The organism is Algoriphagus sp. PAP.12 (genome assembly GCF_026652115.1).
In the GTDB taxonomy this organism is placed as follows: domain Bacteria; phylum Bacteroidota; class Bacteroidia; order Cytophagales; family Cyclobacteriaceae; genus Algoriphagus.
On sequence record NZ_JAPPSQ010000003.1, the window covers coordinates 154,029 to 171,892 of the forward strand.

General features: G+C 35.7%; 20 protein-coding genes. 17 read left to right on the top strand and 3 right to left on the bottom strand.

The features are described from left to right. The first annotated feature begins 138 nt into the window (after positions 1-138). The 12 genes from O0V13_RS05630 (at position 139) to O0V13_RS05685 (ending at position 11,043) form a co-directional block, all read left to right on the top strand. On the top strand, positions 139-708 hold the full coding sequence (locus O0V13_RS05630) for a hypothetical protein (protein ID WP_268034013.1): 570 nt from the start codon (positions 139-141) through the stop codon (positions 706-708). Between the two features lie 5 nt (positions 709-713). Next, positions 714-2,168, top strand: a complete 1,455-nt coding sequence (locus O0V13_RS05635; RefSeq protein ID WP_268034014.1) for a class I SAM-dependent DNA methyltransferase — start codon at positions 714-716, stop codon at positions 2,166-2,168. Further along, positions 2,165-2,686 (top strand): hypothetical protein, encoded by a 522-nt coding sequence (locus O0V13_RS05640; protein ID WP_268034015.1) that lies wholly within the window; start codon positions 2,165-2,167, stop codon positions 2,684-2,686. The genes O0V13_RS05635 and O0V13_RS05640 overlap by 4 nt, the downstream gene beginning before the upstream one ends. Beyond that, entirely contained in the window at positions 2,676-3,890 is a 1,215-nt protein-coding gene (locus O0V13_RS05645) for a restriction endonuclease subunit S (RefSeq protein WP_268034016.1), read from the top strand. Before O0V13_RS05640 ends, O0V13_RS05645 begins: the two co-directional genes overlap by 11 nt. After that, positions 3,887-4,249 carry a hypothetical protein gene (locus tag O0V13_RS05650; protein WP_268034017.1) on the top strand — a complete coding sequence of 121 codons (363 nt, stop codon included), beginning with the start codon at positions 3,887-3,889 and terminating at the stop codon, positions 4,247-4,249. The genes O0V13_RS05645 and O0V13_RS05650 overlap by 4 nt, the downstream gene beginning before the upstream one ends. Further along, positions 4,246-5,679, top strand: a complete 1,434-nt coding sequence (locus tag O0V13_RS05655) for a KAP family P-loop NTPase fold protein (RefSeq protein WP_268034018.1) — start codon at positions 4,246-4,248, stop codon at positions 5,677-5,679. The genes O0V13_RS05650 and O0V13_RS05655 overlap by 4 nt, the downstream gene beginning before the upstream one ends. A gap of 4 nt (positions 5,680-5,683) precedes the next feature. Then, entirely contained in the window at positions 5,684-8,101 is a 2,418-nt protein-coding gene (gene hsdR / locus O0V13_RS05660) for an EcoAI/FtnUII family type I restriction enzme subunit R (protein WP_268034019.1), read from the top strand. Positions 8,102-8,103: 2 nt separating this feature from the next. Then, positions 8,104-8,706 (top strand): hypothetical protein, encoded by a 603-nt coding sequence (locus O0V13_RS05665; RefSeq protein ID WP_268034020.1) that lies wholly within the window; start codon positions 8,104-8,106, stop codon positions 8,704-8,706. A gap of 105 nt (positions 8,707-8,811) precedes the next feature. After that, positions 8,812-9,567 carry an HNH endonuclease gene (locus O0V13_RS05670; RefSeq protein WP_268034021.1) on the top strand — a complete coding sequence of 252 codons (756 nt, stop codon included), beginning with the start codon at positions 8,812-8,814 and terminating at the stop codon, positions 9,565-9,567. A 78-nt stretch (positions 9,568-9,645) separates the two neighbouring features. Continuing rightward, positions 9,646-10,113: a hypothetical protein gene (locus O0V13_RS05675; protein WP_268034022.1), complete on the top strand. Its 468-nt coding sequence runs from the start codon at positions 9,646-9,648 to the stop codon at positions 10,111-10,113. A 9-nt stretch (positions 10,114-10,122) separates the two neighbouring features. After that, a complete protein-coding gene (locus O0V13_RS05680; RefSeq protein ID WP_268034023.1) occupies positions 10,123-10,599 on the top strand; it encodes a helix-turn-helix domain-containing protein in 477 nt (158 codons plus the stop codon). Positions 10,600-10,602: 3 nt separating this feature from the next. After that, complete coding sequence (locus O0V13_RS05685; protein ID WP_268034024.1) at positions 10,603-11,043, top strand: hypothetical protein; 441 nt, start codon at positions 10,603-10,605, stop codon at positions 11,041-11,043. Positions 11,044-11,149: 106 nt separating this feature from the next. On the opposite strand, the gene O0V13_RS05690 is transcribed toward O0V13_RS05685, so the two are convergent. Next, a complete protein-coding gene (locus O0V13_RS05690) occupies positions 11,150-11,773 on the bottom strand; it encodes a hypothetical protein (protein ID WP_268034025.1) in 624 nt (207 codons plus the stop codon). A 212-nt stretch (positions 11,774-11,985) separates the two neighbouring features. After that, positions 11,986-12,606, bottom strand: coding sequence for a hypothetical protein (locus O0V13_RS05695; RefSeq protein ID WP_268034026.1), 621 nt, complete (start codon positions 12,604-12,606; stop codon positions 11,986-11,988). A gap of 102 nt (positions 12,607-12,708) precedes the next feature. Between O0V13_RS05695 and O0V13_RS05700 the strand changes: the two genes are divergently transcribed. The 5 genes from O0V13_RS05700 to O0V13_RS05720 all read left to right on the top strand — a co-directional run bounded on the left by O0V13_RS05700 (position 12,709) and on the right by O0V13_RS05720 (position 15,499). Further along, positions 12,709-12,966 carry a hypothetical protein gene (locus O0V13_RS05700; protein ID WP_268034027.1) on the top strand — a complete coding sequence of 86 codons (258 nt, stop codon included), beginning with the start codon at positions 12,709-12,711 and terminating at the stop codon, positions 12,964-12,966. 5 nt (positions 12,967-12,971) lie between these two features. Next, a complete protein-coding gene (rhuM, locus tag O0V13_RS05705) occupies positions 12,972-13,697 on the top strand; it encodes a RhuM family protein (RefSeq protein WP_268034191.1) in 726 nt (241 codons plus the stop codon). A gap of 327 nt (positions 13,698-14,024) precedes the next feature. Then, a complete protein-coding gene (locus O0V13_RS05710) occupies positions 14,025-14,246 on the top strand; it encodes a helix-turn-helix transcriptional regulator (protein ID WP_268034028.1) in 222 nt (73 codons plus the stop codon). Then, entirely contained in the window at positions 14,221-14,556 is a 336-nt protein-coding gene (locus O0V13_RS05715; protein ID WP_268034029.1) for a HipA N-terminal domain-containing protein, read from the top strand. The genes O0V13_RS05710 and O0V13_RS05715 overlap by 26 nt, the downstream gene beginning before the upstream one ends. Beyond that, the gene (locus O0V13_RS05720; RefSeq protein WP_268034030.1) at positions 14,549-15,499 is read left to right on the top strand and encodes a HipA domain-containing protein; all 951 of its coding nucleotides are present in this window, start codon (positions 14,549-14,551) and stop codon (positions 15,497-15,499) included. Before O0V13_RS05715 ends, O0V13_RS05720 begins: the two co-directional genes overlap by 8 nt. A gap of 187 nt (positions 15,500-15,686) precedes the next feature. Here the strand turns inward: O0V13_RS05720 and O0V13_RS05725 are convergent, their stop codons facing one another. After that, a complete protein-coding gene (locus O0V13_RS05725; RefSeq protein ID WP_268034031.1) occupies positions 15,687-17,735 on the bottom strand; it encodes a M48 family metallopeptidase in 2,049 nt (682 codons plus the stop codon). Between the last annotated feature and the right edge of the window lie 129 nt (positions 17,736-17,864).

Here is a 17,864-nt window from a genome sequence, read left to right on the forward strand (position 1 = left end):
GATAAAACCTAACAAAGGGGAAAAACCATTAATGTAAACTATTCATTTTCCCTTTTCCTGATTTGCCATTTTTCTCAAAAAAAATGCATCTTGTAGTTAGTTTTTTAAGCAAGATGATTTTAGAATTTTAAAATAAAAATGCAAAGCGCTTTTTACTCCGACTTCCCAGAACTTGATACTCCAGATGCTCACCTAGATATCATCTATAAGGATGGAAAATTTTTGGACGCGAAACTTCAAAAGGAAATTATTTTTGAATACGACCAAAAGCTTTTTCCTAATGGAATTCATTTAAAACTTCTTGTACCTCTTTTTGCTCTCCATCCAGAAGAACAAAAAATCCATAATAATAGAAGAAGGAAAAAATTCTTAGAAAATGGAACGATACTCTATTTTGCTATTGACAACCTTTCCTTCCATTGTGAATTGGAAGATGACCTTTACCTGATTCAAGTAGGTAATAGAATTCCCAAACTTTCCTATTGCAAATGCAAACTGCTCGGAGCGGATGATACGAGAGGAAATCCAATATCACCATTTACGCAAAAAACATACGATTCATTGAATCAATTATATTCGGGGGCATCAATGGATTATTTTTCTCACAGAAAATACCATACAGGAAACGCTTTCAAAAAATTTTCAACTCAAAACCGCAATACACTTCGATACCTTAGAGATACCTTTTCTTGGGAGATTAATAATTAACTTTCATGTTCGAACAAACCTTTAAAAACGTAGACGATATTCTTCACAAAGACGCGGGCTGTGGCTCTGAGCTGGATTATGTGGAGCAGACTTCCTGGGTGCTTTTTCTCAAATACTTGGATGATCTTGATCAGGATCGGTCTACTGCTGCCGAACTGGAAGGCAAAAACTATACCTCCATCATCAGTCCTGAATATCAGTGGAGTACATGGGCTGCACCCAAACTTCCTAACGGAGAACTCGATCACCATAACGCAAAGACTGGGGATGATCTCAATGATTTTGTGAATATCAAACTCTGGCCTTACCTCAAAAGCTTCAAGCTTTCCGCAGCCAGTCCAGATACAATAGAATACAAAATCGGCGAAATCTTCAGCGAACTCAAGAATCGAATCCAAAGTGGGTATAACCTTCGGGAAGTAATCAATCTGATCGATTCCCTGCGTTTTCGAACCTATGCCGAAAAGCATGAAATGTCCCATCTCTATGAGGGGAAAATCAAAAACATGGGCAATGCCGGGCGTAATGGTGGAGAATACTACACCCCTCGCCCACTGATCACTACCATCATCAAAGTGGTCAATCCACAAATCGGAGAAACCGTCTATGATGGTGCGGTGGGATCAGCAGGTTTCCTTTGCGAAGCTTTCGACTATATGCGAAATTCCAAGTCACTGACTACTGCCGAGTCTGAAATCCTTCAGAAGCGTACCTTCTTCGGAAAGGAAAAGAAATCACTGGCCTATATCATCGGGATAATGAATATGATCCTGCATGGCGTGGAAGCTCCTAATATCATCCATACCAATACACTGGCAGAGAATATCGCGGATATTCAGGAAAAGGATAGATATGATGTGGTACTGGCCAACCCTCCCTTCGGAGGAAAGGAAAGAGCAGAAGTGCAGGAGAACTTTCCAATCCGAACAGGAGAAACCGCCTCTCTCTTCCTTCAGCACTTTATCAAAATCCTCAGAGCTGGTGGTCGAGCAGGTGTGGTTATCAAAAACACCTTCCTGAGTAATGCAGATAATGCTTCGATAGCCTTACGAAAGCAACTCTTGGAAAACTGCAACCTCCATTCCGTGCTGGATCTTCCTGGAGGAACCTTCACCGGTGCAGGTGTAAAGACCGTGGTGCTCTTCTTCGAAAAAGGTAGAGCAACGAAAAAAGTCTGGTTCTATTCCCTCAATCTAGATCGCAACTTAGGTAAAACCAATCCTCTGAATGAAAATGATCTAGCAGAGTTTGTGGAGCTCCAAAAAACCTTCACGGAAGGTGAAAACTCCTGGTCGATAAACATCAAGGATGTGAATCAAAACACCTTCGATCTCTCTGTTAAGAACCCAAACAAAAAAGAAGAAGCTGCACTACGTTCTCCTCAAGTTATTCTTGAAGAAATGAAAGCCTTAGATGAGGAAAGTGCGGATATCTTAAACTCAATTTTGGAATTGATATGAAAATTGGAGAGCTTGTAACAATTGATGATGTGGTGGGATTATGGAAAGAATCGGGAAATTATCGATCTGAAATGATAAAGAAACTACCACATGATATTGAATGGTATAAATGTGAAATAGACAATGAGGATTTGGACAATATTTATCATATATATGCACCAGACTGGATACAAATAACTAACAATACTTTTCAGGTTGAGGATTTAAAATTCAATTTCAATTACCCTCCTAAATTTTTAAACAATAAACAAAGAGACGATTTTTATAATCACGTTAGTAGAATTCAATTTATAATAAATGAAAAAAAACTTATCAATCCTGTAATGGGATTAGTTCTAATCGCTCGTAATGAAAATGGACCATTCACAATATATGATGGCAATCATAGGTTTGCAGCAAATTACATTATTAATTCAGAGAGATTAAATGATTGTATATTTTTTGGGAAGGCATATATAGGAATTAGTAAAAATTTAAAAAGCTCTGAACATCATTTACATCCATCAAATGAAATATAATTGGATTAAAATAAAATTATTTGAAATTGTTGAATTTCAACGAGGCTTGACCTATTCAAAAAAAGACGAGGTCGATTTTTCTATCAATGTAGTATTGCGCTCAAATAATATCAATTTATCAAAAAATGACCTTGACTTATCTGAACTGAAATTCATCAACCCTTCAATAGAAATACCCAATATTAAAAAAGTAAAGAAAGGTTCATTAATTATTTGTACAGCAAATGGAAGTAAAAATCATTTGGGAAAGGTTGCCCTTATAGACAGTGATTACAATTATGCCTTTGGAGGCTTTATGGGTCAAATCACTCCAAAACAGAAATTAGATTCAAAGTTTTTGTTCTATTTAATGATTTCAGATGAATACAAGAAGTTTATAAAAGGACTATCTGATGGTGCAAACATCAACAATTTAAAATTTGGAGATTTAGGTCAGTTTGAAATCCCCCTTCCTCCCCTCCAAGAACAACAACGCATCGTTTCCATATTAGACGAGTGCTTTGCGGCCATAGACCAGGCAAAAGCCAATGCCGAGCAAAACCTCAAAAACGCCAAAGAACTTTTTGAAAGCTATTTGCAGGGGGTGTTTGAGAAAAAAGGAGATGGATGGGAGGAGAAAACTTTGGGTGAATTTTGTGTATTTACGCAAGGCATCCAAAGAGATGTAAAACTTCAAAGTGAAACAAAAGGTGAAAATCAAGTTAGATTTTTAAGGATAGTTGATTTTACACAAGGAAATGAACCACCTCGTTATATTGACTTTCCAGGAGATAAATACATTTTAAATACTGAAGATATTTCTCTTGTTCGATATGGTGCATCAACAGGTTTTGTGTGTCGTGGTTTGGAAGGAGCATTGGCAAATAATTTATTCAGAGTAATTCCAAAATCAAAAAAAGAAATTACTAATGATTTTTTATTTATTTATTTGAATTCACCAGTTTTTCAAAATGTAATTAAGGAAAGTATGAACGGTGCAGCAATGCCTGCAATCAGCTTCGGATTAATTAAAGACATTCCATTTCCAGTAATCTCAATTGAAGAACAGCAAATCATCGTCCGCCAATTAGATACCCTACGAGCCGAAACTCAAAAGTTGGAAGAAATTTATCAACAGAAACTAGCTGACTTGGAAGAGTTGAAGAAGAGTGTGTTGGAGAAGGCGTTTAATGGGGAGCTGACAGGAAGGGAGGTTGAGGTATGACTTGGGAAGAAGCTGAGATTGATTTAAGAGAGAATATTATTCTTCATAATCACCTAGACAAAAAGAATAAATATAAAGTCGTGGTTTCTGTGCCCCCAACTGTATGCAATAGATTAGGTGAAGAAGGGTTTAGAATTCAGGTTGGGGAGAAAAGTATAATTCCAGTTCCATTCTCAATGCTTATAGCATTGTATGAGGAATCCAGGCGGAACAATGGAATATACAACAATAAAGTTTTTCTTGATTTGTTTCCCGAAAAACTTTTATCTAAGCCATGTTACGTTCATTCGGTAGGTAAACTTTTCGTAGCCGCTGGTGTGGCGGATCAAGAAGGTAATAGAAATTATAGAATAAAATGATATCATCAAGACACTATAGACTAAAAGAGCCAAACCCAATAAATCCTTTTGAACAATGTGAACTTGGAAGGGTGAAATATGCAGAAATTCTTACATCTATAATTGATTCCTGTGCAGATGGTTTTGTTTTAGCTTTAAATAATAAATGGGGAGAAGGAAAAACGGAATTTATCCGAATGTGGAAGACTTACCTTGAAATGGAAGATAGAGGATTCCAGACCATTTATTTCAACGCATGGGAACATGACTTCAACAGAGATCCGTTGACAGCTCTACTTTCTGAATTAAAGGAGCTGAAAATTGGAAAGGAAAAAGATTTCAAATCACTAGTTAAATATGGCGCAAAATTCTCAAAGGCGCTAGTTCCTACTGTTTTATCAGCTATCCTGGAGAAGCATATCGACTCTAAAACAGTTAAGGAAGCATTTATGGAAATATCCGAAGAAGCGGCTGAAGTATTTGAAGAAGAGGTAAATGAGTATGCTAATAAGAAAAAAGGATTAGAAGAATTTAAAAAGGAATTGGAAGCCTATGTTTCAAAGTTGGAGAAGAAGCCACTGGTCTTTTTCATTGATGAATTAGATCGCTGTAATCCAAAATATGCGGTTGAGTTTCTAGAGATTATCAAGCATTTCTTTTCGGTACCAGGTATAGTATTTGTTCTATCAATCGATAAAGGAAATCTGATTAATTCTGTTAGAGGTTACTTTGGGAGCAGTGATTTAGATGGCAATGAGTATTTAAGGAGGTTTATAGATTTAGAGTATTCTTTGCCAACTCCTGATTTAGATGATTATGTTCATTTCATGTTTCAAAAGACTGGAATAGGTGATTTTCTCGGGAATGACAATAGGAGATTAGTTAGCGAACTTAGTAAGGAGAATAACCAATTTTATAACCTTGTTTACACTTTCTTCAATAATTCTGATGTTAATTTTCGACAAATCGAAAAAATTCTCTCCCACTGTTCCATTATATTAAAAACCTATTCAATTAGGCACTATACAATTCCAAATGCACTATTAATCCTTTTGTTTATCAAGTTTATTGATCCTAACCTTTATAAATTGATTAAAAACAATCAATTAAATTTTCAAGAATTTCTTGACAAACTATTTGAATTTATCAGCCCCAAAATAAAAAAGGGAAAAGATATTCATTTCGGAAATATTGAATCTCTCTTGTTGGTTTTATATCAAAATAATATTTCTAACAAAGAGCTTAATTTATGGGAGACGTTTGAGGATGATGAAGGGAGTGAAAAGAAGCTAACTGTTTCACCCAGACTCTATTCAAAAAAATCAACCTATGAAAAAGATTTTGAATTCTTTGTCCAAAAGAATCATGAGTTTATTACTAAAGGAGATAATATAAATTTAGATTATTTCATCACTAGGATTGAGTTAATGCACCAACTCCAACGCAATTAATATTATGAACGAATCCGAAACCCGTGCAGAATTAATTGACCCAAAGCTTAAGGAAGCGGGTTGGGGAATTGTGGAAGGATCAAAAGTCTTACGTGAGTATCATATTACCGCAGGTAAGATTCAAGTTGGTGGTCGAGGAAAAAAGCAGATTGCGGATTACATTCTGGTTTATAAAGGTACTAAGCTAGCTATCATCGAAGCTAAAAGTTCTGATCTGTCCGTAGGAGAAGGTGTGATGCAAGCCAAGCAATATGCTGAGAAATTAAAGCTCGCTACTACCTACTCCACCAATGGTAACCATATCTACCAAATCTGCATGGAATCGGGCGTGGAAGTATTGGTGGATGATTTTTTAAGCCCCGATGAATTATGGGAAAAGACTTTCCCAACAACTCAATCTGACGCAAAAGAAGACTTTTCAGGAGAATGGAGAGAACAGTTTGCTGCTGTTCCTTTTGAAGATAAGTCAGGAACTTGGGAACTTCGATATTATCAGGAAATAGCAGTTGCTAGAACTTTAGAAACCATAGCCAAACAAAAGGATCGGGCTTTATTGACTCTTGCGACAGGAACGGGAAAGACTGCCATCTCTTTTCAGATTGCTTGGAAGCTATTTCAAACAAGATGGAATCTAAATGATCGAGCCAAGCATCCTGATGAAGCCAGCCGTAGACCAAGAATTTTGTTTTTGGCGGATCGGAATATTTTGGCAAATCAGGCATTCAATTCATTTTCTGCATTTCCAGATGATGCACTTGTTCGGATTAAGCCCTCAGAAATTAAGAAAAGTGGCAAAGTCCCTACCAATGGGTCTTTGTTCTTTACCATCTTCCAGACTTTTATGTCAGGAATAGATGAACATGGCAAGCCTGCCCCCTATTTTGGGGAATATCCAAAAGACTACTTTGATTTAATAATCATAGACGAGTGCCACCGAGGAGGAGCAAATGATGAAAGTAATTGGAGGGCGATTCTTGAGTACTTCTCTCCTGCTGTTCAATTGGGTTTGACTGCTACACCCAAGAGAAAGGATAACGTAGATACCTACCTCTATTTCGGCGAACCGATTTATGTGTATTCACTGAAAGAAGGAATCAACGATGGTTTCTTAACCCCATTCAAAGTGAAACGAATCCAGACCACGCTGGATGATTATATATATACTTCAGATGATGAAGTAATGGAAGGAGAAATCGAAGAAGGAAAACGATACGAGGAAAAGGATTTTAACCGAACCATAGAGATAGAAGAAAGAGAGCGCAAACGAGTGCAAATCTTTCTGGCAGATAGTAATCAAAAAGAAAAAGCAATTGTCTTCTGTGCAAATCAGGCACATGCAGCTCTAATTCGAGATCTAATCAATCAGGAAAGTATTAGCAAAGACCCTTTCTATTGCGTTAGAGTGACCGCTAATGATGGAGCAGAAGGCGAGTCACAGCTGAAAAAGTTTCAGGATAACGAGAATTCGATCCCTACCATCCTGACTACTTCACAAAAGCTAACCACAGGGGTCGATGCCAGAAATGTCAGGAATATTGTTTTGTTAAGGCCTGTTAATTCCATGATTGAATTCAAGCAAATTGTAGGAAGGGGAACACGGGTTTTTGATGGGAAAGAATTTTTCACCATTTATGATTATGTAAATGCAAACCACCATTTTGCTGATCCAGAATGGGATGGAGAACCCGCAGAGCCAGAAATGGTAATTGGTGATCCACCAATGGATACGCCATGTAAAGATTGTGGGGAGTTGATATGTGTTTGTGTTAAGGAACCCCCTGCGCCTTGCCTTGTTTGTGGTGAATCGCCTTGCGTTTGTGAAAAAAGGCCTAAAAAGATTAAAGTCAGATTAGCCAGAGGAAAAGACCGGACGATCCAGTACATGATGTCCACCTCCTTTTGGAGTGCAGATGGAAAGCCGATTTCTTCAGAGGAATTTATGGCAGAACTATTCGGAGAACTTCCTAAGCTATTTAAAGATGAAGATGAGTTAAGAGCAATCTGGGGCAATCCAGTAACAAGACGAACATTTTTGGAGAGCTTAGATGAAATGGGGTTTCCCAAAGATGACCTCCTTACACTTCAGAAATTAGTAAATATGGAGAAGAGTGATCTTTTCGATGTCTTGGAATATGTTTTTAATGGAGACTTCATTGCCAAGTCTAGAGAGGAACGAGCTCAATTAGCCAAACAAGCTATAGTTCCTTTATTGAATACCAACCAGCGAGAATTTATTGATTTTGTCCTTGAGAAATATGTGGAAGTCGGCATTGAAGAACTCGACGATTCCAAACTGAAATCCTTAATAGAAAACAAATACCAAAGCTTACCCGATGGCCTGAGTGTTTTAGGAAATGCTGGAGAGGTTCGGAAGATGTTTATCGAGTTCCAGCAATATTTGTATAAGGATGTAGTGGCTTAAACATGAAAAAAACACTATACATTATACCAAGAAACTTTCCATACTTTGAGAAATCCAAATTTCCTACCCCCTTTTATATAGTTGATGGAATTACTGGAGAAGTACTTCATTTCTTTAATCAAAAAAATGATGTTTTCAACGATTTAGAAAAATCTATAAAGCATAATAAAAGAATAAGTTGGATTTTGAATTCTAGAGAAATTGAAATCAAAATAATAAAAGAAAATTATCAAGATTGGATTCAAATAAAAGAGAAAATATTTTCTTGGCATGAACGAAAAAAAGAAAGACAAGAATTACTAGTTATCGTAGAAAGAGATCCTATTTACCTAAATAATCAGGAAAAAAGATTAGTTTTTGATTTAATAGTTGCTAGAACCGGGGAAAAGATAAGCTCTCGAATGTGTAGTGAAATTATATATGCACTAAATGATTTAAAAAGTGACCTAATGGATATTAGAAACGATAAATGGGATATTTTAGGAAATAGATATGAAATCAAAAATTTATCAGAAACAAATATATCAAAATTAGAAATTGATAGAAGGTGTAGAATATGGGAAAATAACCAATTAAGAAAATTTTTTAATTCAAATAACAAATAAACAATAGAAACATTATTCAATTTTTATCATCTTATTTTAATAATTTAAGGCAAGATATTTATATATCAGAAATAAAATTAATTCTATTTATATTTTTAAGTAATTATGGCCAAAAACAGATCACAACTCTTCAGAGATTTAAATGTTTCACCCGCAAATAAACAATGGGCTTGGTGTGCAAAAAACACCACCCTAAAAAGGGCTGTTTTTACGCTTTGGGAAGATTTGGAGAGACCCAATCAGCAATGGCTTATTTACGATGTATATGAGAATTATAAAAAGGCTGGATATTATGACCAAAAAAGAACTATAGACCTATCGATTAGTGAAGATTTCGAAATATTTGGGATAGTATGTGTGGCAAAGGATCCAAATGCTGAAAAAAGAAGTATAGTTGAAATCAAGGATGATTTTGTTCACATATTAGAGTTTGTGGATAAGGGCAATCAAATCTTTGTAAGGGTGAAAAAGACAGTTCCTTTGTTAGAAATCATTAGACGGGATCAACACGACCTTAATTCAGAAAATGGTCTTCAAGATTTAGATACAAGTAATTTTGGCTCCGATAATCCAGACCGTGCACTCTCAAAAGGTTATATAATCAAGAGAGATAATAAAGTAAGGCTAGCGGTCATTAAGAGAGCAAAAGGAAAATGTGAATATTGTGGTGAAGGATCATTTAAAACTCCAAATGGGAAAAATTATTTAGAGGCACATCATGTGATTTTTCTAGCAAAGAGTGGAACGGACAGAATGGATAATGTAATTGCCTTATGCCCATCTCATCATAGAGAAGCACATTTTGGGATAAACGCGGAAGATCTTGAAAAAGAGTTTTTAGAAATTTTGAAAAAGAAGTAGGCCTTGCCTTCTAATTGTAAAAAGATAAGCTTGCTTATCTCAATAAATTTTTGATACATTTGTAAACTTAACTTAAAAGTGAAGCGTTACTTTGAAATAAAGACATACCTCAGTTTCGAAAAAACCCAATTCTATACCATAGAAGAAGATGGAAAGGGAATTAATGAAACAGACGAATTCTTTATTCGCTTCAAAGATGATCCTGTTTATCAAAAAGATATTGAAACTATCGCGTATTGGATCCAGAAAATTGGAAAGGAATCAGGTGCCCTGGAAAGGCATTTTAGACCTGAAAGATCTGCAAAAGCAATTCCCATCACAACTTCGAAGCTTCGGCTCTATTGTTACCGAATTAGTGATGAATTAGTGATTTTAGGCAATGGAGGAATCAAGTCATCTCAAAAAGTTCAAGACAGTCCAGATGCATATCCCCATTTCGAAGTAATGAATACCTTAGCATTTGTGATTCACAAAAAATTAGAAAATGATCAAATTGAAATTACTGGAAAAAATATTTCCGGAGATTTGACATTTTACACAAAATAAACCCTAGTTATGAGCGCAATATTCGAATCAATTCAAGTAAGTGATGAAGTGAAGCGTTATGTAGATCACTCTTTTGACATTGTCAACAGAATTTATGATTTACTCGAAAAGCAAGGTAGAACCCAACGGGATCTAGCCAATCTAATGGGTAAGAAAGAATCTGAAATCAGTAAATGGATGCAAGGCACCCATAATTTTACCTTAAAAAGCATAGCCAAGATTGAATCAGTCTTGGGTGAAAAATTAATTGTTTCCCCGAAGCGTGACGAAGTTCTTGTAAAAAAAGAGGTATTAGCATTTTACCATCAAAACATTGAAATGAAAACTGCCTTGATTCAACAAAAACAAGTTGTTCAAGAAAAAAATAAAACAGGGATTCCGATATCATTTCATCTTATGGGAGAAACTGTAACAAAGTACAATACTTCAACTGTAGAAGTTTCTTCTACAGTTCAAGAGTCCTATCCTTATTTAAAAGTAGCTTAACTCATGGCAAGTCAGCAAGTAACATTCAACCTAAAAGGGATCTCTACCGATGAATTTGCAACAATTAAGGAATGTTACAATAAAGAAGAAGATGTACAAGTAGAAACCGGGTATGGCTTCGAAATTGACCCTGGAAACTATACTGTTGCAGTACGTTTTTCTATATTGTTTAAGTGTAATGAATCCCCATTTATTGTGCTGAAATTGACATGTGCATTTGATGTAGAAAAAGAATCCTTTGATAGTTTTCTTGATTCTGAATCAGGAAAATACATAATACCAAAGGGATTTCTTACTCACTTGACAGTTTTAACAATTGGTACAGCACGAGGGGTTTTACATGTGAAATTGGAAAAAACCGGTTTTGAAAAATACTTGTTGCCAACACTGAATGTATCAGACTTAATTAAGGAGGATATGGTATTTGAAATACCTAATTCTTGATCAAATCAGAAAATGAGTCTAAAGGCGTTCAGAAAAGTGCCTGTGAATTGTCATCTTTCTTGACCAGGAGTCAGGAATTTTTAGTTGATTATTTAGTCATCTAATTTTATTTCCAAGCTCTATATCCACCCAATCCTAGTTTGGCTTTTTGCTGGTATTCAGTTAGGTTCATCAAATCGTCAAAAGATAATTCACCTTCTTCTTCAGCTTGGGCTTTTCTAAAGTGCCAGTATGGGTTAAAGTATCCTTGTCTTAGATCAAAGAACACTTTCTGCACTTTCCCAGAAAACTCATAGCTTACATTATTCACATAAAAAGTAGAGCTACCGAAATATGCATTGAAAAATGGTAAATCTACAGTCTCTCCTAGTCTAGGGACCACAGGAAGGGTTTTTGTTGTAAATGAAGTTGAATGTTCCCTCCTTCCGAATACATAAAAAGTATATTCCACTTCTTGAAAAGAGAAGAAAATATCATCCTCATTTTCAACTAGAATCTTATAAATATCTTGAAGGTATTTTCTGAGTCTATCGTATTTGATATCGAGTCTTTTTGAGACTTCTTTTAATGTTGGATAACCATTTTCAAACTCTTGGTCTACATCCAAGTTCAAAAGATCTTCTAGAAACTTATTGAATGCATTGTCCTTCTGGAGTAGAGTTTTAGCTCTTTCCTTCATATCAAGAATATCGAAAACTATTTTTCTGGTGGAAATTTGGCTGAAATCCATGATGGTTAAAATTTAGAGTTAAAATTATGTGTCGTTTGATTTCAAAATAACTTTCAAACCTAACCTAATTGCCTGCTCCAAATCCATGACCTGATCTATTTGATTTATTTCTATAGCTCAGTATTTCCGAAAATTTGAGCGATAGATTGAATTTCTATGGCTCACAAAAAAATCAAGAATGAAAATCATTGAATGCTTTGTTGGTTTATCCACTAATTTGGTATTGGAAAAACAGGCCCCGAAAAGGAAAATAAATAGTCAATTTCAGTTTCGACATATTCTTCTTTAAAAAAGTCATACACCTGTTGGCGAGTCTCCATTCGGATGGATTTATCCTCTGGAAAATAGTCCAAGCTTAATACTTCGAATTGACTAAGGAAACTTTTTGGGTTTGTTGAATAAGCTCCTTCACCCCCATAGAACATCAATTCCAAATCGCCATTTTCTTTCTGATTCACTATCCTACGTGAAATTCCACATCCCTTTATAATTTCCCACTCCTCCGTTTTTGGGTTGAACCAATCCCAAAACATAAATGTATCAAAATCCATAATTGGAGTTTGCTTATTCAGACGCCATTCTATTGAAAATTCTCCTGGCCCACACATTAAAAAACTAGCCGCATGTTCAGTAATTTGCTCTCCTGTATCGCTGAAATCAACCGGAATAGAAGAAACCATTGATTCTACAGTATAAATGCCATACGGGTCCATGAGGGGTTTTTCTAGTTCCTTACTACACCCAATCAAGAAGAATAAACCAAAAAGAAATGCAATTTTTCTCATAGATAAATTTAAAAAATTAATTTCACTTTTATCATTATCGGCAATCATGGTAGACAGGATCATTTGAAGAGATAATTGACATGAAAAACGGATTAAATCCGAAGCATATTATACAGGGGTTCCGAAATAATTGTATCAGAAAATTTTAAAATGGAAAACCAAATCGAAATATACGAGGGGACTGACGGTCAGACTCAAATTGAGGTGAAGTTTGAGGGAGATACCTTTTGGCTTCCTTTGCAACAAATTTCAGAATTGTTTCAAAGGGACAAGTCGGTTATTTCTAGACACATAAGAAATATTTATAAGGAAGGCGAATTGGATAGAATGTCAACTGTTGCAAAAAATGCAACAGTTCAAATGGAGGTCAAAGAAAAGTTGAAAGGGAAGTTGGATTTTACAATCTAGATCTCATTTTGTCTGTTGGTTATAGAGTAAATTCCAAACAGGGAACCCAATTCAGAATCTGGGCAACCAAACGATTAAAAGATTACCTTATCCAAGGCTATGCAATCAATGAAAATAGACTTGCACAGAAGCAACAGGAAGTCCAAACCCTCAAAGATGGCATTCGCATTTTAAGCAGAGCAATTCAGCAAAAAGAAGAAAACCAAAACTTGGGTTTTGAATGGCTGAATCACTTTGCAAAAGGATTAGAGTTGCTAGATGACTATGATCATGAGAACCTAGATAAAAAAGGATTAAGTAAAAGAAAAGCGACCTACCCTGAATTATCAGATTATCAAGAGGTAATCAAATCCATGAGGTCAGATTTTGAATCTGGAGTATTTGGAAAAGAAAAAGATGGGAGTTTTGAAAGCGCAATTGCACAAATCAGTAAAGGATTCGGAGAGGAGGACTTCTATCCTACCCTGGAAGAAAAAGCTGCCACTCTACTCTATCTCATTGTCAAAAATCATGGTTTTGTAGATGGTAACAAACGGATTGCAGCAGCTTGCTTTCTTCTCTTTTTGCAGTCAAATGATCTTTTGAATAATAGCCAAGGAATTTCAATTATCAGCAATGACGCACTTGCCAGTTTGACCTTATTTATAGCATCCAGCAAACCGGAAGAAATGGATACGGTAAAAAAATTGGTGATAAGTGTATTGAACCGAAACCGAGACGACAGGCACTGAAGCTGAAAGCTGTTTTCTGCCGATATCACATAGAAAAAAACTAACTGAACTATTGAGCAAACTTTGTGCACACACTGTGTGCAAAATGTAGTGAAATTTGGCCAATCCGATCTCTGCCAAATCCATCCTATGAGCGATTAAACTGATATCTATAACTCAATAAAACAAGATAAATGAGTTATAGAGCGACTTACTATCCCTCACCGAGAAAGGATTGGCTATAATACTATATCTAAATGCATATAAAAATCATTCAGATTTATTTTTTATACGTAAAAGCATATAATTTAAATATTTTTCATACATTTATATGCAAATACATATAGAATGAATCAAATAGCCGAATTTGTAAAAACCAGAAGGAAGCAATTGGGGCTGACCCAGGAGGAGTTTGCCGACAAAGCTGGCGTTGCACTAACCGTAATCCGGAAAATCGAACAAGGCAAGGAAAATCTTAGTCTGTCGAAAGTAAACCAAGTCCTCAGCATGTTTGGCCATATATTGACACCAATTCACGAAAAAGATGCGAACAGGAATAATCAAGTATAAGAATGAGTTGGCTGGCATCTTGACGGAAGAGGATTCTGGTGAATATGTTTTTGAGTACGATGAATCTTATGTGCAAAAACACCCCAATCAATTCATCACGTTTCGAATGCCGGTGACCACTCGGCCCTATCGAAGCACACGCCTTTTCCCCTTTTTTGACGGCTTGATTCCCGAAGGTTGGTTATTGAATATCGCCGCAGAAAGCTGGAAGATCAATAAAAATGATCGTATGGGACTGCTCTTGGCGTGTTGCCAAAATGCCATTGGAGCCGTGAGCGTTCACCCTCTGAACCCAGAAGGAAATGAATAGATGTTTGTATTGTTATGAAACACTGAACGCAAGTCAAACAGGAGATTATCATTCCAAATGCGTCAAAGAATTTTTTGGGACTACACATGCCCCCGAGCTTCCCTACCAACTGTCCGAAATGGAAGTCTTGGCAAAGCAGGCAGCTGAAAGTTCCATAACGGTTCCTGGAGTTCAACCAAAATTGTCATTGGGATGGATAAAGACCGAACTGGAGAATGGACATCAAGGCAGACTTACGATCCTAGATGCACTGGAGGGCATGTATATTCTGAAGCCACAAAATCTCCAATACCCCGAGATGCCAGAAAATGAGCATCTCTCCATGAGGTTGGCAGAATTATTTAACATTGAAGTAGTGCCTTCTACTTTGATTCGATTGGCTTCAGGCGAATTGTCCTATCTCACCAAGCGAATAGATCGCAAAGAGGATCATTCTAAAATCCACATGATTGATTTCTTGCAGATCTTGGAACTGGAAGACAAATACAAAGGGAATATGGAAACCTTGGGAAAAGCCATTGGTGAACTTTCAGTCAATACGCTACTTGACAAAATGAGATTCTTCGAGCTTGCTGTTTTTAACTACGTCATCGGCAATAATGACATGCACTTGAAGAATTTCTCAATGTGGCAAACTGAACAAGGCTGGGCTTTATCTCCTGCTTATGATTTACTCAATGTTAAAATCATCCTCCCAAAAGACAAGGAAGATACAGCACTATTGCTTGGAGGAAAAAAAATGAATTTCACCAAAGGGTATTTCGATAGATTAGGAGTGGTTTTAAAATTGAATGAGAAACAAGTCAATGGAGTCTATAAACGACTTAAAAAATGGCTGCCAAAGGCTAACCAATTAATTGAAAAGTCTTTTCTCAGCAATGACCTTAAAACTGAATATAAAGAAAGGGTAAATTTGGGTGCCCAAAAATTTATTGAGGAATAAGGAGGGATAAATTCAGCACCATTTTTATATATAAAAAAAATCTAACCAAAATTAGAATAATCCTAAAAAACCACTGCTTCTAGAATTTCTTGTACCGGATTTGTACCGATTTTATATTATATAATTGTTTTTCAAATAGTTACACATTCTGTATCGGGAAGTAAAACTTTCCTCTGTGCTTTTTGCATTACTCTATTTCAAGTTCTTGTCTATGATTTTTTTTTCCAGTTTCCAGTGATTCCATATAAAGAAGCATTCCTTTTTTTATCTGGAATCCATAAATATCCTGTAAACTGGAGAATCCATCTAAAGAATTGAGTAAGAGATTTAAATTATTTTGGAGATAGCTTTCATTTTCAAAATATGTCCATTCTTTTGAGACATATTGTTCAAAAATCTCTTTGAGTTCGATTGTATAAACATCTTCAAACCTCTTATCTAACAACAGCTTTCTAATCTTTTCTTTAAGTATTCCTTCATCCTTTTTGATTTCTCTAAAATTGGACTGGATTTTTATGAAAGGAGTATTATAGGATGTAAACTCTAGCCTTACATTTAATTCTTTGATCAGCTTTGAGTTCTCCTCTTGTTCCTTACTCACCTCTTCTAGATCCTTGTAATATCCTTCAAGCAAAGTAGGATTTTGAAGTTCTAATTCTTTCTTCAAAAAATACTGAAATATCTCTTGATCGTGATCTTCAACAATTTTTGTGAGCTTAGATATTTTATCCTCAAGCTGGTCAATAACGGATCTCACTTGACTTTTTTTGAACCGCTTACCTCTAAAATCGAATGTTTTTATCTGGTATCTCCCTGTTTCAATATGATTTAATATCTCAAGATCAGATTGAGCCATTATTTTCTGATTCACCCAATTCACAGCCTCACCACTGAAAAGATTTTCAATTGGAAGAACTTTCATTTTTTGAAGATCAAAAGACTTAAGCCTGGCAGTTGGATTTCGATAATCATAGTAGCCATTAAATATTTGAGGGTAAGAGTATTTAAAATAATTTTGTGTGAATTTTTCTTCAAATTCATCTTGAGATATAAACTCCGCCTCTCCAGTAAATTTGCAGGAACTAAGTAAATGAGAAGTTAATTCCACTTCCAAATTAACTATATCTACAAAACAGGTCCTTGCCGAAATAGCACTCCCTTCCACAGTCGGAATATGAAGTGACATTAAACGCTCAATTCTATCTTCATCTGTTGGATGGGACGCCCATTGATCTTTGATCATCAATTCAGAACTTACTGGAATATATTCCAAACTCTTTTGAGAAAACAAAAATTCCATGACAAAGCGATGGTTATTATAGATATTCTGAGGTATCCGGTTGAAAGGAATTTCATTATCGTAATAATTAAAAACATCCTGAAGAGCCAAAGATGCAGGACTAAATTTGTGAAATGAGTTCGCCAATGGTTCTCCTCCAGTTACATAAGCGGCTATTTCATCTGCATGAAATTCCATTTCCCTCGAAAGGGCCATAAAGTTTTTATTGACCAAAGAATACATTCCTTTCAACACCCATTGCGCACCTTGAGCAACTTTAAATGCCAACCCAACAAACAGCGAAAAGTAACCACTGATACCGGCCCATTTTGAAGCTAAACTTTCATAAGAATCATTTTCATATAAAAGGTTATAGATTAATTCATTTACATAATAAACATAGCTCCCAACCTTCATTGAACTCTGGGAAAAATGCCCGAATTCATGTGCTAATACAGCTTTAAACTCTTCTACACTTAATGTATTCACCAACCCCATTCCGATTGTAAGATTTTTTCGGGTTGGAAAAATCATACTCAGAAGGTTGGAATCGTAAAAAACAGAAGCATTTACTTCATTAGATAAATAAACACGCCTCGGAAATTGCGTACCTACTTGTCCGATAATATCTTCCAATATCTCTTTTAATATGGGTTGTGAATTTAGATCAAGCTCAACTAAATGTGAACGATCCACTTTATAACTTTTGAATAGAAACTTGAAAAGGAAAAGAACAATGAGCACCCCCAAACTGACCAGGCCCAAAGCCAACATGAGCAGAGCAAAATTAAAATGAAATGAAACGAGAGCTATTGCTCCTAAAACACATAAACAGAGTATTGCGATTGCTGAAATTACCATCAAAAAATAAACAACAATAAATAATGCTATAGCTAAAACTGCAGAAGTTGTATGCTTTCTGAATTGAGCAGAAGGAATTACGAGAATCTTTTTCATAAAAATATTTACTACCAATATGGTGAATATTTAAAGAAGGTATTTCTGTTTTCCTAAAAAAATAATTCTCAAACACTAAAATTTAAGAGTCATAAAAAAATCAATTGCCCCCCCCCACTAGGCGTAGTC

What these genes read in the sequence shown, in the direction of transcription:
- O0V13_RS05630 (WP_268034013.1), top strand. Translation starts at nt 139, where the DNA reads ATGCAAAGCGCTTTTTACTCCGACTTCCCAGAACTTGATACTCCAGAT.
- O0V13_RS05635 (WP_268034014.1), top strand. Translation starts at nt 714, where the DNA reads ATGTTCGAACAAACCTTTAAAAACGTAGACGATATTCTTCACAAAGAC.
- O0V13_RS05640 (WP_268034015.1), top strand. Translation starts at nt 2,165, where the DNA reads ATGAAAATTGGAGAGCTTGTAACAATTGATGATGTGGTGGGATTATGG.
- O0V13_RS05645 (WP_268034016.1), top strand. Translation starts at nt 2,676, where the DNA reads ATGAAATATAATTGGATTAAAATAAAATTATTTGAAATTGTTGAATTT.
- O0V13_RS05650 (WP_268034017.1), top strand. Translation starts at nt 3,887, where the DNA reads ATGACTTGGGAAGAAGCTGAGATTGATTTAAGAGAGAATATTATTCTT.
- O0V13_RS05655 (WP_268034018.1), top strand. Translation starts at nt 4,246, where the DNA reads ATGATATCATCAAGACACTATAGACTAAAAGAGCCAAACCCAATAAAT.
- hsdR (WP_268034019.1), top strand. Translation starts at nt 5,684, where the DNA reads ATGAACGAATCCGAAACCCGTGCAGAATTAATTGACCCAAAGCTTAAG.
- O0V13_RS05665 (WP_268034020.1), top strand. Translation starts at nt 8,104, where the DNA reads ATGAAAAAAACACTATACATTATACCAAGAAACTTTCCATACTTTGAG.
- O0V13_RS05670 (WP_268034021.1), top strand. Translation starts at nt 8,812, where the DNA reads ATGGCCAAAAACAGATCACAACTCTTCAGAGATTTAAATGTTTCACCC.
- O0V13_RS05680 (WP_268034023.1), top strand. Translation starts at nt 10,123, where the DNA reads ATGAGCGCAATATTCGAATCAATTCAAGTAAGTGATGAAGTGAAGCGT.
- O0V13_RS05685 (WP_268034024.1), top strand. Translation starts at nt 10,603, where the DNA reads ATGGCAAGTCAGCAAGTAACATTCAACCTAAAAGGGATCTCTACCGAT.
- O0V13_RS05690 (WP_268034025.1), bottom strand. Translation starts at nt 11,773, where the DNA reads ATGGATTTCAGCCAAATTTCCACCAGAAAAATAGTTTTCGATATTCTT.
- O0V13_RS05695 (WP_268034026.1), bottom strand. Translation starts at nt 12,606, where the DNA reads ATGATTGCCGATAATGATAAAAGTGAAATTAATTTTTTAAATTTATCT.
- O0V13_RS05700 (WP_268034027.1), top strand. Translation starts at nt 12,709, where the DNA reads ATGGAAAACCAAATCGAAATATACGAGGGGACTGACGGTCAGACTCAA.
- O0V13_RS05710 (WP_268034028.1), top strand. Translation starts at nt 14,025, where the DNA reads ATGAATCAAATAGCCGAATTTGTAAAAACCAGAAGGAAGCAATTGGGG.
- O0V13_RS05715 (WP_268034029.1), top strand. Translation starts at nt 14,221, where the DNA reads ATGCGAACAGGAATAATCAAGTATAAGAATGAGTTGGCTGGCATCTTG.
- O0V13_RS05720 (WP_268034030.1), top strand. Translation starts at nt 14,549, where the DNA reads ATGAATAGATGTTTGTATTGTTATGAAACACTGAACGCAAGTCAAACA.
- O0V13_RS05725 (WP_268034031.1), bottom strand. Translation starts at nt 17,735, where the DNA reads ATGAAAAAGATTCTCGTAATTCCTTCTGCTCAATTCAGAAAGCATACA.